1 protein-coding gene is annotated in these 571 nt (G+C 73.4%); it reads right to left on the bottom strand.

What is annotated here, in order from left to right; all coding sequences use genetic code 11:
• The coding region (locus tag LPA54_RS35640; protein ID WP_308112919.1) for an AMP-binding protein at nt 1-551 on the bottom strand (551 nt) is incomplete at its 3' end.
• Nucleotides 552-571 lie beyond the last annotated feature (20 nt).

Here is a 571-nt window from a genome sequence, read left to right as displayed (position 1 = left end):
GGCCCGTAGTGGTTGTGCAGCCGCCGTCCGGGGACGGCGGCGGTGAAGGCGCGCACGGCGGCGCCGAGTCCGAGCGCCTCACCCGCCTGCACCACGTGCCGCAGCGCGGGCAGGGTGCGCCCCTGCTCGACGGCGGCCTCCGCGACCGCCTCCACGACGAGGTTCGGCGCGTAGAGTTCCGTGACGCGCTGTTCGTCGAGCCAGGCGGCCAGCAGTTCGGCGCTGTGCCGGGTCGGCTCGTCGGGCGCCACGAGGGTCTTGCCCATGACGAGCGGGGAGAGGATCTCCTGCACGGAGAAGTCGAAGCCGATCGCCGTGAACTGCGCGGTGCGCACTCCGGGGCCGCCGGGGAACCGGCGGGCGTGCCAGGTGAGGAGGTTGACCAGTCCGGCGCCGGGCATGACCACGGCCTTGGGCCGGCCCGTGGAACCCGACGTGTAGATCACGTACGCCGGATGCTGCGGCAGCAGCGGCGCGAGCCGCTCACCGTCCGTCAGATCCCCCGCAGGGAACCCCGACAGATCCGCCTCCACCTCCTCCGGCGTGAGCACCAGAGCAGGCGACGCGTCCT

Origin of the sequence: Streptomyces sp. DH12 (assembly GCF_020873895.1) — a bacterium.
Lineage (GTDB): Bacteria > Actinomycetota > Actinomycetes > Streptomycetales > Streptomycetaceae > Streptomyces.
The sequence above is the reverse complement of the archived record's forward strand: the minus strand, read 5'-3'. Positions and strand labels throughout refer to the sequence as shown.